Source organism: Pseudomonas sp. LJDD11 (assembly GCF_024584215.1).
Taxonomy (GTDB): Bacteria; Pseudomonadota; Gammaproteobacteria; order Pseudomonadales; family Pseudomonadaceae; genus Aquipseudomonas.
Genome location: NZ_JANJFL010000009.1, coordinates 96,296 through 111,893, shown reverse-complemented (window position 1 = coordinate 111,893; position 15,598 = coordinate 96,296). Strand labels below are relative to the sequence as shown.

The following is a 15,598-nucleotide window of genomic DNA, read 5'->3' as shown; positions in this document are numbered from 1 at the left end:
TGCTCGTGAAGGCGGCATTACATTCACAGCAAATGTGCGGCCTCGCGCATCAGGCCGGCACCGGTACCGGTTCAGGCCTGACCGGTTGCAACGGCAACAACGGCGCATGCGGGTCGGCGTCGATGGACGCGTGCCAGGCCGCCAGCCACTCAGGATGACGCTGGCTCCACACTTGCTCGTGCAGGCGCGACAGAGCGACCGGGTCACTGAGCAGCATCAACCGCTCATGATTACCAAGCTTCTCTGGCCCGGCCTGCAACGCCTGCTCCACCCGCTCGACGCGCAAGGCCTCGATAGGCGCAGCCTCACGGTGTCGTGAGGTGGCCATGGCACAGGCCAGGGCGTTCTGCTGCGGATCGACCACGGCCCGAACGAAGCCGTCATTAAGGGCATGCCAGCGGTTCTCGTGGGTGTACTGATCAGTGGAGATCAGTTCCTGTGGCGTGTCGTACTCCTCAGGAATCAGGAACAGCTTCTCGTCACGCGCCTTCAGGCCCAGGCCGGTACGGCTGGAAATCACCGAGACGGGAATCGACAGCATAAGCGACACCACGATAGGCGCCAGCCACCACAGAAAGCTCGGGTTCAGCCAGGCCACCAGAGCGGTCCACAACACCCCCAACAGGGTCTGCGGACCGTGACGCTTGATGGCCTCGGACCATGGTGTGGAGTCGTCGTCACGCTGCGGTGAGTTCCAGGTCGCTGCCCAGCCGAGGAACGCGGCCAGTACGAAACGGGTATGAAACAGCATGCGCACCGGTGCCAGCAGCATCGAGAACAGCATCTCGACGAACATCGACACCGTGACCTTGAACTTGCCACCGAACGACTTGGCGCCCTGAGCCCAGATCAGGATCACACTGAGCAGCTTGGGCAGGAACAACAGCACAATGGTCGTCGAGAACAGGGCGATGGCTTTTTCCGGGTGCCACTGTGGCCACAACGGGTACAGCTGGCGCGGCTCCAGGAAGTAGGTCGGCTCCATCAGGGTGTTGACCGCCAGCAGCGCGGTGGACAGCACCAGAAACAGAAACCACAACGGCGCTGACAGGTACGACATCACCCCGGTGAGGAACACCGCACGGTGGACCGGGTGCATCCCCTTGACCAGAAACAGGCGGAAGTTCATCAGGTTGCCGTGACACCAGCGTCGATCACGCTTGAGCTCGTCGAGCAGGTTGGGCGGCAATTCTTCGTAGCTGCCCGGCAGGTCATAGGCAATCCACACGCCCCAGCCGGCACGGCGCATCAGCGCTGCTTCAACGAAGTCATGGGACAGAATCGCACCGGCGAACGCACCTTTACCGGGCAATGGCGCCAGGGCGCAGTGCTCGATGAACGGCTTCATGCGAATGATCGCATTGTGTCCCCAGTAATGGGATTCACCCAGTTGCCAGAAGTGCAGGCCGGCGGTGAACAGCGGGCCGTAGACGCGGGTGGCGAACTGTTGCAGACGCGCGTACAGCGTGTCCATGCCCGACGCCTTCGGCGCGGTCTGGATAATCCCGGCGTCCGGCGTGGCTTCCATCAGGCGCACCAGGCTGGTCAGACACTCGCCACTCATCACGCTGTCGGCGTCGAGCACTACCATGTAGCGGTAGTCGCTGCCCCAACGGCGGCAGAAGTCGTCCAGGTTACCGCTCTTGCGTTTCACGCGGCGACGGCGACGGCGATAGAAGATCTTGCCGAAGCCATTGGTTTCGCGGCACACGTCAAGCCAGGCCTGTTGCTCGGCCACGGCGATGTCGGTGTCGTTGGTATCGCTGAGGACGAAGAAATCGAAGCGATCCAGGTCGCCGGTGGCAGCCACCGACTCGAAGGTCGCACGCAGGCCGGCAAACACCCGTGGTACGTCTTCGTTACAGATCGGCATCACCAGCGCGGTGCGGGCACCGGGTTCAATCGGCTCGTTACCCGCACTGGCTCCGGAGATCCGGTACTTGTCGCGCCCGGTCAGCAGTTCCAGAAAGCCCATCAGAGCGGTCCAGAAACCGGCCGACACCCAGCAGAACAGAATGCCGAACATCAGCAGGATGGTGGTCTGCAAGGCATACGGCAGCACCTGCATGGCGGTCTGCACGAAGGTCTGGCGGGTGATCTCGTCCAGCGACACCAGTGACCAGCCCTGGTACGGCAGGATGCCCTTCATGTACCAGCCCGCCACGGCGGTCTGGCCGAGCATCAGCAGCAGCAGGATATAGCGACGAATCGAGCCTACGGTACGCCAGCGCGACTTGGGCAAGTCCCGCGGCAGATCGCTGTAGTCCGGCTTGGGCGGATTGGTCTTGCCAGTCAGCCGCCGCCAGCCACGCACCAGAATATTGGTGCGCCATGGCTCCGGCACGACCCGGGTACGCTTGATCGGCGGCGCCACCTTGAGGCGGATCCGGCCGTTGGCATCGACATCGAGCAGTTCGGCTTCGCGCAGTTCGTCAGCAGTCGACAACGCCAGGCGGGTGCCCACCGAGGCCTGGGCGGCCTCGTCGGATGCACTGCCAGGCTGCGCCGACAGGCGCCGGTGCAGTTCGGAGAAAGACGTGCAGCCGGCCAGTTCGGCGCGCTGCTCGTCACTCATTGGCAGGTGTGCCAGGTACTCGTTGAGCGACTCTGGCACTGGAACGGAATTACTCATCGCTAGGCAACTGGTAGCTCCAGGTCTCGGTCAGGACTTGCAGAGTCTTGGCCGGTTCTGGAAGGGTGGGCGCAGCCTCGGCAGCAGGCTGCTGGGCGTCTTTGTTGGTGGCATCGGCATCTTTACCTGCTTCAGCCTTGGCCACTTCAGGCTTGCCAGCCTCAGGCTTGGCGGCCTCGGCCTTGCCTGCTTCAGGCTTGGCCGCTTCAGGTTTGCCTGCATCGGCCTTGGCGACTTCGGCCGCTTTGACCGCTTCAGCCTTGACCACCGCTTTGTCGTCTTTGACCGCGTCTTTGGCAGGCGACTTGGCAGCAGCCTTCTTCTCTTCATTGGCCACCAGCACCGCTGGCTCCTTGCCTGGCTCTGCTGGAACTTCACGCAGCAGGTAGGCACGCATCTCGACCGGACGGCTGGCGTCCTTGACCTTGATCCTCAGGCTCAGGCGGTAGCCTTTGGTGACCGGGTTGTAACGCAGGGTGTTTTCGACCAGCTCGGTGTTTTCATCGGTGGTCACCTGGCTGCGAATGGTCTTGTCTTCTGGCTGCGCAGCCAATACAGGACCGACAAAGTCGACCTGGAAGGCAATGCTGCCGTCAGGCTGGCGAATCAGGTTGGCCTGACGCACATCACCCAGAGAACGCAGGGTCTGCTTGACCCAGCCCAGATCTGGCGAGTGGATGGCGTTTTCATCCTTGGTCCAGTGGATCCGGTAGTTGAACTCCATCGGCTCACCCGGAGCCGGCAAAGTGTCAGGCTTCCAGAACGCCACAATGTTGTCGTTGGTCTCGTCGGCAGTCGGGATCTCGATCAGCTCGACCACGCCCTTGCCCCAGTCGCCACGCGGCTCGATCCAGGCACTTGGACGCTTGTCGTAGCGATCGTCGAGGTCTTCGTACTGGCTGAAGTCACGACCGCGTTGCAGCAGGCCGAAACCACGCGGGTTTTCCACCGAGAAACTGCTCACAGCGAGGTGTTTGGGGTTATTCAACGGACGCCATACCCACTCACCATTGGCTGCCTGGATCGACAGACCGCTGGAGTCGTGCAGCTCACGACGGTAGTTGGACATGCGCGGCGGCTGATGGGTGCCGAACAGGAACATGCTGGTCAACGGCGCCACACCAAGCTTGGTGACCTTGTCGCGCAGGAACACCCGCGAGCGGACGTCGACGCGGCTGCCGCTGCCAGGACGCAGGATGAACTGATAGGCACCGGTGGCACGCGGCGAGTCGAGCAGCGCGTAGATCACCAGGTGGTTGTCGTCTGCACCGGGTTTTTCGATCCAGTATTCCTTGAAGCGAGGGAATTCTTCGCCGGACGATACGGCAGTATCGATGGCCAGACCACGGGCCGACAGGCCATAGACCTGGTCCTTGCCGATCACGCGGAAGTAGCTGGCGCCCAGCATGGTCATGATTTCGTCGAGCTTGTCATCCTTGTTGATCGGATACAGCACGCGAAAACCGGCGTAGCCGAGTTTCTCGGTCGCCTTGGGGTCGAACTTCAGTTCGCCGAAATCGAACCGCGAAGGATCGTACTTGATCTCCTCGACCGTGGTAGCGGTGACTTCGTTGATCTTCACCGGCGTGTCGAAATGCATGCCCTGATGATAGAACGACAGCTTGAACGGAATCTTTTCGCCCGCCCACTCGGCCTTGTCTTCGCGGAAACGGATTTTCTGGTAGTCCGCGAATTTCATCTCACGGAACTCGCCCGGCAGGTTGCTCTTCGGAGCTTCAAACTTCTGCCCGGCCAATTCCTTGGCCTTTACCGCCACATCATCAAGATTGAATGCCCATAGCTGGCCTGAGCCAAGCAGGCAAAGCATGGCAGTGCCAGCCATCAACGCGCCACGCAGCCGCGTTACAGGTTTTTTTGGAGCATTACAGGGACTAACGATCACGAGCAACCCTCGCCGAAAACAGATGAAAAAACCAACGGCCAGCTATCCAGTGCCGGTTGGCGAGCATTGTTCCGACTGCGAAAGGGGCCAATGATTCCCCAAATCGCTGCCGAAGGTTTATTTGCCCGACCGTCCGACAGGCCACCAATGATGGCCATTTAGCGCGCGATTATCCTGTAGCGCGCGCCACAACGCATCAGGTGTGACAAAGTTTTTATTGCCTGGTTACCCAATCGATACAGGACGCAGCGTTTGAGCGCTTTTTTCAGGTCTCGAACAGGAAAGTCACAGGACCGTCGTTGGTCAGGTGAACTTGCATGTCAGCTCCGAAACGCCCGGACTCGACTCTTGGATGAACCGTTTTTGCCTGTTGCAGAAGATAGTCGAAAAGTTCGGCCCCGAGAGCCGGCGGCGCTGCTTTGGAGAAACCCGGACGCAAACCGCTGCGGGTATCAGCCGCCAGAGTGAACTGGGAAACCAGCAACAGACCGCCCTGCACGTCGCGCAGAGACAGGTTCATCTTGCCGTCGGCATCGCTGAATACCCGGTAGTTCAGCAGCTTGTGGAGCATCTTGTCGGCACTGGCCGGCGTGTCTTGCGGCTCTACCCCCACCAGAACCAGCAGGCCCTGGTCGATAGCCCCGACCACTTCACCCTCTACTTCAACACGCGCGCCACGCACGCGCTGTAGCAAGCCTTTCATCAAGCATCCTTAACACAGAGAGAGGATGGCCGAGCCGCAGACACCGGGCCGGCCAGACAGATCAGGCCTCTTCAGGCGCCAGATCCAGCAACTGGCGGGCGATCTGCGCCGCGGCCCGTACCAGTGCATCAGTGATACCCGGCTCGGCGGCGGCGTGGCCGGCCTCGCGGATGATTTGCAGTTCACTGCCCGGCCAGGCCTGATGCAGGTCCCAGGCGTTGTCCAGCGGACAAATCACATCGTAGCGGCCATGAATGATGATCCCCGGCAGATGGGCAATCTTGTGCATGTCGCGCAGCAACTGGTTGTCTTCCAGAAACGCATTGTTAACGAAATAGTGCGACTCGATGCGGGCAATCGACAGCGCCCGCTGCGGCTCGCAGAAGCGCTCGACCACCTGCGGATTGGGCCGCAAGGTGGCGGTGCGTCCTTCCCAGCCAGACCAGGCCTTGGCCGCGTGCATCTGGGCGATCTGGTCGCTGCCGGTCAGGCGTTTGTAATAGGCGCCCAACAGGTCATGCCGCTCTTCGACCGGGATCGGGGCCAGGTAATCCTGCCAGTAGTCGGGGAACAGCCGGCTGGCACCGGACTGGTAAAACCACTGAATCTCCTGCGGGCGGCACAAAAATATGCCACGCAGGATCAACGCGTGCACGCTTTCGGGGTGCGCCTGGGCATAGGCCAGGGCCAGGGTCGAGCCCCATGAGCCGCCGAACAGCACCCATTTTTCGATACCCAAATGCAGGCGAATGCGCTCCAGGTCTTCGATCAGATGCGCGGTGGTGTTGTTTTCCAGGCTCGCGTGCGGCGTCGAGCGGCCACAGCCGCGCTGGTCAAAAGTGATAATGCGGTACAGGGTCGGGTCGAAATAACAGCGGCTTGCCGCATCGCAGCCAGCCCCCGGCCCGCCATGAATGAACACCACCGGCAGCCCCTCGGGCGAACCACTTTCATCGACATAGAGCACATGCGGATCTTCCACGGCCAGATCATGCCGGGCGTAAGGTTTGATCTGTGGGTACAAAGTCTGCATAGCGGCTCCATGTTCCGGTTCGAGGGCGTCATCAATACTGCCGAGGTCATCATAAACCCGAAACGAGTCATCAGCATGCTGCACGTTGATGATCGTCCGTTTCTGAACGCCAAGCGTGCGAACCAGAGCGCGCAGCTCCGGTCAGAGACCCCATGCGGTTTTTTATTGATTGCGATTTTTTCAGGAAATAACCGGCGACACGCCTACAGTCAAATAACTTGAGGGCGCCTCTAAAAACGTGAGCGAGACAGCCAGCGCAAGGCAAAAACAGGCGAGCAAGCGGAGTTTACGGGGTGTAAATGAGCAGTGTGAGCCTGTTTTTAACGCAGCGATGGCAACGCAGGCCGTTCTTAGCGGGGCCGTTGAACCTTCACTCGTCTGATAGCTTGAGGTCGTAAAGATGTCTCAGGAACCACTTGTTCGCGACGCTGAAGTGGCCGCATTCCGCGCCGCTGTTCTCGCCAAACTCACCTATGCAGTGGGCAAGGACCCTGACCATGCGTTTGAGCATGACTGGTTCGAAGCGGTAGCCCTGGCTGCCCGCGACCATATGGTCGAACACTGGATGGACCATACCCGGCAGATCTACCGCAAGGTTCAGAAACGGGTGTATTACCTGTCGCTGGAGTTCCTGATCGGCCGCCTGCTTTACGACAGCCTGAGCAATCTGGGTCTGCTGGAAGTGGCCCGCGAGGCGCTGACCGAGCTGGGTGTGGACATCGAGCGTATTCGTCTGCTCGAACCGGATGCCGCGCTGGGCAATGGCGGCCTGGGCCGTCTGGCCGCCTGCTTCATGGAGAGCATGTCGACCCTCGGCATTGCCGGGCATGGCTACGGCATCCGCTACGAACACGGCCTGTTCCGTCAGGCCGTGGTCGATGGCTGGCAACAGGAGCAGACCGAAAACTGGCTGGACTTCGGTAACCCCTGGGAGTTCGAGCGCCCTGAAGTGGTCTACCCTGTCGGCTTCGGCGGCTACGTCGAAACCGTACCGGGCGAGGATGGTGAAACCCATCAGGTCTGGCGGCCCGGCGAAACCGTGCGCGCGATTGCCTACGACACCCCGGTGGTCGGCTGGCGCGGCGCCAGCGTCAACACCTTGCGCCTGTGGCGCGCCCGGGCCATGGAAGACCTGCACCTGGAGCGTTTCAATGCCGGCGATCACTTTGGCGCGGTAGCCGAGGTGGTGCGTGCCGAGAGTATTTCCCGCGTGCTGTACCCGAACGATGCCACTGAAGCGGGCCAGGAATTGCGCCTGCGTCAGGAGTACTTCTTCGTTTCGGCGTCGCTGCAAGACCTGCTGCGCCGCCACCTGAACATGCACGCCACGCTGACCGACCTGGCCGATCATGCGTCGATCCAGATGAACGACACCCACCCGTCCATCGCGGTGGCCGAGCTGATGCGCCAGTTGATCGACACCCACGGCATCGCCTGGGACCAGGCCTGGAAGATCACCGTCAACACCCTGTCCTACACCAACCACACCTTGCTGCCTGAAGCACTGGAAACCTGGTCAGTAGGCCTGATGGAGCGCATGCTGCCGCGCCACATGCAGATCATCTACCTGATCAACGCCCAGCACATCGACGACCTGCGCGCCAAAGGCATCCATGATTTCGACGTGCTGCGCGCCGTCTCGTTGATCGAAGAAGACAATGGCCGCCGGGTACGCATGGGCAACCTGGCGTTCCTCGGCTCGCACAGCATCAACGGCGTTTCGGCGTTGCACACCCAATTGATGCGCAAAACCGTGTTCGCCGACTTGCACAAGCTGTACCCCGAGCGCATCAACAACAAAACCAACGGCATCACCTTCCGCCGCTGGCTGTTCCAGTCCAACCCACGCCTGACCCGGATTCTGGTCGAGACCCTGGGCGAGGACGTGCTGGACAACGCTGAAACCCGGCTGATCGACCTTGAGCCGTTTGCCGAGAAAAGCTCGCTGCGCAAGCAGTTCGCTGACCAGCGCCTGCATAACAAACGCGCCCTGGCGGCGATCATCCAGGATCGGCTGGGCATTGCCGTCAACCCGGCGGCGATGTTCGACGTTCAGGTCAAACGGATCCACGAGTACAAGCGCCAATTGCTCAACCTGTTCCACACCGTGGCGCTGTACCAGGCAATCCGCGCCGAACCCGGTACTGACTGGGTACCGCGGGTAAAGATCTTCGCCGGCAAGGCAGCGGCCAGCTATCACTCGGCCAAGCTGATCATCAAGCTGACCAACGACATCGCCCGTACTGTGAACAACGACCCGACCGTGCGCGGTCTGCTCAAGGTGGTGTTCCTGCCCAACTACAACGTCAGCCTGGCCGAAAGCATCATCCCGGCGGCCGACCTGTCGGAGCAAATCTCCACCGCCGGCCTGGAAGCTTCGGGCACCAGCAACATGAAATTCGGCCTCAACGGCGCACTGACCATCGGCACCCTGGACGGCGCCAACGTGGAGATGAGCGAACAGGTCGGCCTGGAGCACATGTTCATTTTCGGCATGAGTTCGCAGCAGGTTGAATCACGCAAGCGCAGCGGCGACTTCAGTGCCCATCCTGACGTGACAGCCTCGCCACGCCTGGGTGATGTGCTGCAAGCGATTCGCGGCGGAGTCTTCTCACCCGATGACCCGAACCGCTACGTCGGCCTGGTCGATCAACTGCTGGCCTATGACCGCTTCCTGGTCTGCGCCGACTTCGACTCTTACTGGAATGCTCAACTCAAGGTCGAAGAAACCTGGCACGACTCGAAGAAGTGGTGGCGCTCGGCGGTGCTCAACACCGCACGCATGGGCTGGTTCTCTTCGGACCGGACCATTCGTGAATACGCCACCGAGATCTGGAAGGCACTGGACTGACCGTTTGCCGTGGGGGCGCCCGCCCCCACGGCCACTTGCAGCGCCCCCCGAAATTTTTCCTTTCTTGATGTGTCCAACCGGCCAATATACTTACCCTTGTTGCTGTTAAACCGGCCGAAAAGGATGTCATCACGTGCCATGGTTCGTTCTGGTCTTCGGCGCAGCGGCGCTGGGCTACCTCCTCAGTTATCCAGACTCTGAAGCCGGCACGGCCTTCGGTGCACTGCTTGGTTGGCTGGTCTGGCAAGGTTTGCGCTTGCGTGAACTGGGCCGGCAGACCGATGCCCAGGCCCAGCTGCTCAATACGGTGCAAAAGGACCTGCAAACGCTGCAGCAGCGGCTGGAGCAGACCGCGCCTGCCGGCCTTAGCGGCCTGGCTGCTGCCGCCTCTGTTCCGAGCCCGCCGCCACAAGCCGAACTCCATCCAGAACCCGAACTGGTCTGGGAGCTGCCGCCCATGGCGGTGCAAAACACCCCGCAAGCCGATGCCTGGCAGCCTGGCCAGCATGCTCCAAACCTGTTCGAACGGGCTTTGGGCGCAGCGCGCGACTGGCTGCTTGGCGGCAATACCGTGTTGCGGGTCGGGGTGGTGCTGTTGTTTCTTGGCCTGGCCTTTCTGTTGCGCTATGCCACCGAAGGCATGGTGGTGCCGATCGAGGCGCGCTATGCCGGGGTCGCGGCCAGCGCCCTGGCCTTGCTGGGCCTGGGCTGGTGGCTGCGCGGCCGTAATCCGGGATTTGCCCTGATGCTGCAAGGCACCGGGGTCGCCGTGTTGTACCTGACGGTGTTCGCAGCAATGAAACTGCATCCGCTGCTGGACCCGACCCTGGGGTTCGCCCTGCTGGTAATCATCATGGCCTGCTCGGCGATTCTGGCGGTGGCCCAGGACTCGCTGGCGCTGGCCTGCGCCGCAACCCTCGGCGGTTTTGCCGCGCCCTTGCTGGCATCAACCGGGCAAGGCAGCCATGTGGCGCTGTTCAGTTACTTTGCCCTGCTCAATACCGGTATTTTTGCCATTGCCTGGTTCAAGGCCTGGCGACTGCTGAACCTGATCGGCTTCATCGGCACCTTCGGCATCGGATTTGCCTGGGGGCTCAACACATACACCCCTGCCCTGTTCTGGAGCACCGAGCCGTTCCTGGTGCTGTTCTTCTTGATGTACCTGGCCATCGGCTTGCTATTTGCCCGACGCAAACTGTTACAAGCGCCGCAGCCAACTGCGCATGACAGCCCCGCAGCACAGCTGCGCTGGGCTGCCCGGCAAAGTGACTACGTCGATGGCAGCCTGCTGTTCGGCACACCGCTGGTCGGCTTTGGCCTGCAATACGCAATCGTTGAACACCTGCAGTTCGGCGCAGCCTTCAGCGCGCTGGTGCTGGGTCTGGTGTACATGGGCATCGCCCGCCTGCTGGCCAGTCGCGCCACCGGGCAAACCCGGTTGTTGCTGGAAGCCTGCCTGGCCCTGGGCGTGGTGTTTGCCACGCTGACGATCCCGCTGGGCCTGGATGCGCAATGGACGACCGCCGCCTGGGCAATCGAAGGCGCGGCAGTATTCTGGCTGGGCCTGCGCCAGCAGCGGTTGCTGGCCCGCGGCTTTGGTTTGTTGCTGCAACTGGCCGCCGGCCTGGTGTTCAGCGCCCAACTCAGTGACAGCTACCTGCTGCAAGCGGCGGCCAGCCTGGATTTCTGGACCCCGATGCTGCTCGCCCTGGCCGGCTTGAGCAGTGCCTGGTGCGCCTGGCATCTGCGCACTGCGTTGCGGATCGACCCGCTGACCCTGGGCATTGTATTGCTGACCTGGAGCGGCGCTTGGTGGGCGTGTTCACTGGGCACGGCGGTGCTGCGTTTTGCCCCCCAAACCTGGCAACTGACCTGGCTGCTGCTGGCCGCAGCCGTCAGCGTGCTGCTCTGGACGCTAGTGTCTGCCCGCCTGCGCTGGCCGGGGCTGGCCTTGCTGTGCTGCGCCTTGATGCCGGTCAGCGCCCTGTTGCTGCTCGGCGCGTTGGCCAATGACTACCATCCGGCCGACCATGGTGGCTGGTTCGCCTGGCTCGCGGTCATTGCCGTGCACCTGCTGAGCCTGCGTCGTCTGGCCGACCAGTTGCCCGACTGGGTACAGGATGGCGCCCATGCCTTGGGCTGTTGGGTGATATTGGGCGTATTGGCCATGGAACTGCGCTACCTGCTGCTGCAACTGGCCGAGCAACGCAATGCCTGGCGCTGGCTGGGCTGGGCGCTGTTGCCGAGCCTGTATCTCTGGGCCATGGCGGCGCAGCGCAACTGGCCGTGGCCTGTGGCCGAGCGGCCGCGCGCCTACCGTCAATGGGCTGGCGCGCCATTGGCAGCGCTGATGCTGCTGTGGTTCTGGCTGGCCAATGCGCTCAGTGATGGCAGCGCCGCGCCCCTGCCATACATTCCGCTACTCAACCCGCTGGAGATCGGTCTGTTACTGGCCTGCGGCGGCATCGTGCTGTGGCTGCACAGACACCTGCCGGCGTTTGGCATCGCCCCGGCCAGGTCGAGCCAATTGGCAGCACTGGTCGCTGGCAGCTCGTTATTCGCCCTGCTCACGGCGATGGTGATGCGCACCGGCCACCACTGGAGCGATGTGGCCTGGGATACCGCTGCCTTGCTGGATTCCATGCGTGTGCAGGCAGGCCTGTCGATCGTCTGGACCCTGATGGCCCTGGCCTTGATGATCGGCGGACACCTCAAGGCACGCCGCGAGGTATGGCTGGCCGGCGCAGCGCTGATTGGCCTGGTGGTGATCAAGCTATTCTTTGTCGAACTGAGCGATCGCGGCTCGCTGGAGCGGATTGTTTCGTTCATAGGTGTTGGCATATTGCTATTGGTAGTGGGATATTTCGCACCACTACCGCCGAAATCTTCTGTCATAAAAATCGGCGACGAGCCCGGTCATCACCCCCTGCAAGACCCGGCAAAACCGTGAGGAACACTGCTTGAGCCGTCCGCTGATGATGAAAATCGCCGCACTGGGCATGGTCTGGTGCGCGGCGATCAACGCTTACGCCCAGGACAAACTGGCCGATTTCGCCAGCCAGACGCCGCTGACCGTGAGCGGCGAAGGCCCGTGGTACAAGCTGCAATTACCACTGGCCGTACAGCTCAATGCCCGCCAGGCCAATCTGGGCGATCTGCGGGTATTCAATGCGCAGGGTCAGGCCATGGCCTATGCCTTCACTCGCGACGCTGCGGTGATCGAAACTGAAGCAGAGCCGATTGCAGTGAAATGGTTTCCGCTGTACAGCACCGCAGAAGCCAGCGACAGCGCACCGGGGATTCGTATCGAACGCTCCAGCACCGGCGCCCTGATCGAAGTCCAGCCGCTGGGTGCCATTGAAGCGGGCGAAGAGGTGCTGCGTGGCTGGTTGCTCGATACCAGCACCGTCCAGGCACCGCTGGAGCAGTTGATCATTGACTGGAGCACCGAGCGCGAAGGTTTTCAGCAATTCAGCATTGAGGCCAGTGACGACCTGCAAAGCTGGCAGCCGTGGGGCGAAGGCCGGGTGGCGCGCCTGTCGTTCGCAGATGAGGTGGTCGAGCAACGCGAGGTCGGCTTGCCCGGCCTGAACGCCCGCTATTTGCGCCTGCTCTGGTCATCGGCCCAGAACGCCCCGACCCTGACCGCCGCCCATGTGGTCAGCGCCCGCCCGGAAAGCCCGGCACTGCCGCTGAGCTGGTCGCCACCGGTTGGCGGCAGCCTGGCCCAGCCGGGCCAATACCTCTGGCAATTACCGGTCAGCCTGCCGTTGCAGCGGGTCAGCATCGACATCGAGCAGCCCAACAGCCTGGCGCCGGGCACCTTGTATGGCCGCCTGGATGCCAGCCAGCCTTGGCAACTGCTCGGCAGCAGCCTGCTGTATCGCCTGACCCAGAACGGCCAGGACGTCGTGCAAAACGAAATCCAGCTCGACGGCCAGACGGTGCGGCAATTGAAACTGGACGTGGACGAACGCGGCGGTGGCCTGGGCGACCAGGTGCCGAAACTGCGCTTTGCAATGCAGGCGACCCAAGTGGTGTTTCTGGCCCGCGACAAAGGCCCGTTCACCCTGGCCATCGGCAACCCGACCGCCACCGCGGCCAACCTGCCGCTGACCACACTGATTCCTGAACTCAACCCGCAGACCCTGGCCACTCTGGGCAAGGCCGCGCCGGTAGCCGCCAAGGTGCCCGACCTGAGCGCGCCACTGCCTGTAGCGGCGCCCGGCCCTGACTACAAACGTCTGGGCCTGTGGGGCGTTCTGCTGCTCGGTGCACTCATCCTCGCCTGGATGGCCTGGAGCACGCTGCGCGCCATGCGCTCCAGACCCTGATATGCGGCGCCTCTGGCAGCCGTTTTTGCGGCTACGCTTTGCCCACACATGAACCAGCCCCTGCAGATCCGGTCTGACAGGGCAGTATTACCTTGCGACTCGCGCTAAACTGCGCGGGTTTTTTACTCCCCCCTGTTTCGGAGCTATCCATGTCCCGCGTTACCCTGAGTCGCTATCTGATTGAGCAGACCCGCAGCAACAACACTCCTGCCGATCTGCGTTTCCTGATCGAAGTGGTGGCGCGTGCGTGCAAAGAGATCAGCCACGCGGTGTCCAAAGGCGCCCTGGGCGGCGTGCTGGGCAGTGAAGGCACCGAAAACGTGCAAGGCGAGGTCCAGAAGAAGCTCGACGTGATCTCCAACGAGATCCTGCTTGAAGCCAACGAATGGGGCGGTCACCTGGCCGGCATGGCCTCCGAAGAAATGGACAACGCCTACCAGATCCCCGGCAAATACCCCAAAGGCGCCTACCTGCTGGTTTTCGACCCGCTGGACGGCTCGTCGAACATCGACATCAATGCCCCGGTCGGCACCATTTTCTCGGTTCTGCGCTGCCCTAACGAATACCTGAGCCAGAACGAAGCACTGAACGAAAAAGCCTTCCTGCAGCCAGGTTCGCAGCAGGTTGCCGCCGGTTACGCGATCTACGGCCCACAGACCATGCTGGTCCTGACCTTGGGCGACGGCGTCAAGGGCTTCACGCTGGACCGCGAGATGGGCAGCTTCGTGCTGACCCACGAAGACATCAGCATTCCTGAGTCCACCCAGGAATTTGCCATCAACATGTCCAACCAGCGCCACTGGGAAGCCCCGGTAAAACGCTACGTGGACGAGCTGCTGGCTGGCGAAGAAGGCCCGCTGCAAAAGAACTACAACATGCGCTGGGTCGCGGCGATGGTCGCCGATGTACACCGCATTCTGACCCGTGGCGGCCTGTTCATGTACCCGCGTGATTCGCGCGAGCCATCCAAGCCCGGCAAATTGCGCCTGATGTACGAAGCCAACCCGATGTCGTTCCTCATCGAACAGGCCGGCGGCGCTTCGACCAACGGCAAGCAACGGATCCTCGACATTCAGCCTGAAGGCCTGCACGAGCGCGTTGCGGTATTCCTCGGTTCCAAAGAGGAAGTGGCGCGCGTTACCGGTTACCACCAGCAATAAGCCATGCCAGCTCCTTGGCAGGCGTTGCTGGACTGGTGGTTCGGCGATTTCGAATCGGCCGGCGAGACCGCCAGCGCCAGGAACACGCTGTGGTTCGGTAAGCGCAAGGCTAACGACACCGAGACGCACGAGCGCTTCGGTGATCTGGTGCAACAGGCCCTCGAGGGTGGCCAGGAACACTGGCTCAATGACCCGCAGGGTTGGCTGGGCACGATCCTGCTGCTCGACCAGTTGCCGCGCATGATCTACCGCGACACCCCTCGTGCCTGGAGCGGCGATGCCCGCGCCCAGGCACTTTTGCATGAAGGTCTCAGGCAAGGCCATGACCTTAAGCTGTCCCCCGTGCACCGCAGCTTCGCCTACCTGGTGCTGGAGCACAGCGAAAACCTTGACGACCAGAATCAGGCGGTAGCTTGCTTTACCAGCCTGTTGCAGACGGCATCCGATGCCGACCGCGCCTATTTGCGCCAGAGCCTGGACTACGCCGAGCGCCATCAGCGGATCGTTGAGCGCTTTGGTCGCTTCCCGCATCGCAATGCCGTGCTTGGCCGGACCAGCACCGCTGAGGAAATCGCCTTCCTGAAGACATCGGGTTCAAGTTTCTAAATGTAAACCTGCGTCACAAATCGTTTCAATGGTCGGGAACCTGAGAGCATTTCGCTCATCAAAGTTCGTGGCACGGTATCGCTCGAATACCGGCCCACATCTTTCAGGAGCTCTCGTTCATGCCTCTGCGTTACATTGCCTTGCTGGCATCGCTGGTCTTTCTTGGCGCGTGCAACAAGATCAATCAGGAAAACTACTCGAAACTGTCGTCAGGCATGCAAAAAGCCCAGGTCGAAGACCTGCTTGGCAAGCCGACCGAATGCTCTGGCGCACTGGGCATGTCCAGTTGCACCTGGGGTAACGAGAAAACCTTTATCAGCGTGCAGTACGCCGGTGACAAGGTGCTGATGTTCTCTGGCCAGGGCCTGAATTGAGT

Annotated in this window: 10 protein-coding genes; 6 read left to right on the top strand and 4 right to left on the bottom strand. The window is 61.8% G+C overall.

The window, feature by feature from the left end; genetic code table 11:
* Window positions 1-49 precede the first annotated feature (49 nt).
* The 4 genes from mdoH to pip all read right to left on the bottom strand — a co-directional run bounded on the left by mdoH (window position 50) and on the right by pip (window position 6,271).
* The gene (mdoH, locus tag NRB16_RS12980) at window positions 50-2,632 is read right to left on the bottom strand and encodes a glucans biosynthesis glucosyltransferase MdoH (protein WP_045486435.1); all 2,583 of its coding nucleotides are present in this window, start codon (window positions 2,630-2,632) and stop codon (window positions 50-52) included.
* Window positions 2,625-4,541: a glucan biosynthesis protein G gene (locus NRB16_RS12975; RefSeq protein WP_269451205.1), complete on the bottom strand. Its 1,917-nt coding sequence runs from the start codon at window positions 4,539-4,541 to the stop codon at window positions 2,625-2,627. Before NRB16_RS12975 ends, mdoH begins: the two co-directional genes overlap by 8 nt.
* Before the next feature lie 259 nt (window positions 4,542-4,800).
* A complete protein-coding gene (gene dtd / locus NRB16_RS12970; RefSeq protein WP_045486432.1) occupies window positions 4,801-5,238 on the bottom strand; it encodes a D-aminoacyl-tRNA deacylase in 438 nt (145 codons plus the stop codon).
* A 61-nt stretch (window positions 5,239-5,299) separates the two neighbouring features.
* Window positions 5,300-6,271 (bottom strand): prolyl aminopeptidase, encoded by a 972-nt coding sequence (gene pip, locus NRB16_RS12965; RefSeq protein WP_253140261.1) that lies wholly within the window; start codon window positions 6,269-6,271, stop codon window positions 5,300-5,302.
* A gap of 400 nt (window positions 6,272-6,671) precedes the next feature.
* Here pip and NRB16_RS12960 point away from each other — a divergent pair, with 400 nt between their 5' ends.
* The 6 genes from NRB16_RS12960 to bamE all read left to right on the top strand — a co-directional run bounded on the left by NRB16_RS12960 (window position 6,672) and on the right by bamE (window position 15,596).
* Entirely contained in the window at window positions 6,672-9,122 is a 2,451-nt protein-coding gene (locus tag NRB16_RS12960) for a glycogen/starch/alpha-glucan phosphorylase (RefSeq protein ID WP_045486423.1), read from the top strand.
* A 133-nt stretch (window positions 9,123-9,255) separates the two neighbouring features.
* Window positions 9,256-12,072: a DUF2339 domain-containing protein gene (locus tag NRB16_RS12955; RefSeq protein ID WP_257106278.1), complete on the top strand. Its 2,817-nt coding sequence runs from the start codon at window positions 9,256-9,258 to the stop codon at window positions 12,070-12,072.
* 28 nt (window positions 12,073-12,100) lie between these two features.
* Window positions 12,101-13,456: a DUF3999 domain-containing protein gene (locus NRB16_RS12950; protein WP_257106307.1), complete on the top strand. Its 1,356-nt coding sequence runs from the start codon at window positions 12,101-12,103 to the stop codon at window positions 13,454-13,456.
* A 149-nt stretch (window positions 13,457-13,605) separates the two neighbouring features.
* A complete protein-coding gene (locus tag NRB16_RS12945; RefSeq protein ID WP_045486418.1) occupies window positions 13,606-14,616 on the top strand; it encodes a class 1 fructose-bisphosphatase in 1,011 nt (336 codons plus the stop codon).
* Window positions 14,617-14,619: 3 nt separating this feature from the next.
* The gene (locus tag NRB16_RS12940) at window positions 14,620-15,222 is read left to right on the top strand and encodes a DUF924 family protein (protein WP_257106277.1); all 603 of its coding nucleotides are present in this window, start codon (window positions 14,620-14,622) and stop codon (window positions 15,220-15,222) included.
* Window positions 15,223-15,341: 119 nt separating this feature from the next.
* Window positions 15,342-15,596, top strand: coding sequence for an outer membrane protein assembly factor BamE (gene bamE / locus NRB16_RS12935; protein WP_045486415.1), 255 nt, complete (start codon window positions 15,342-15,344; stop codon window positions 15,594-15,596).
* Window positions 15,597-15,598: the final 2 nt, after the last annotated feature.